At 61.6% G+C, this 406-nt stretch carries 1 protein-coding gene; it reads right to left on the minus strand.

What is annotated here, in order from left to right:
- Positions 1 to 406: aminoacyl--tRNA ligase-related protein (locus D7W79_RS42920; RefSeq protein ID WP_208729999.1), on the minus strand; the 406-nt coding region annotated here is incomplete at both ends.

Here is a 406-nt window from a genome sequence, read left to right on the forward strand (position 1 = left end):
CGGCAGATGGATCAGCGATGCGATCATCCGGCGGACCGGCTCAAGGCAGGCGGCGTGATAGTCGTTGCCGCTGTCGGCCGTGTAGGCGCATTGAAATTCGAGCTGCCAGAATTCCTTCAGCCGCATGTGTTTGCTCGGCTGTTCCTGCTCGCGGCGATAGGATCTGCCGGCCTGCCAGACGCAGAGCGGCAGCCGTGTCTTCGAGTGATTGCCGAGAATATGCTGCATGTAGACGTAGGTCGACGGCGTGGTCTCCGGTCTCAGCACCAGCGCGATATCGCTGGTGGAGAGCTGTTCCTGGATCCAGATATCGGCGTTCGAATAGGCACTTGAAACCAGCGACCGCGGCATCAGCGCCGGCGCCTCGACCCTCCTGACATCCCAGGCCGGATTGACGGATCTGAGG

The organism is Corallococcus exercitus, assembly GCF_003611585.1.
Taxonomy (GTDB): Bacteria; Myxococcota; Myxococcia; order Myxococcales; family Myxococcaceae; genus Corallococcus; species Corallococcus exercitus.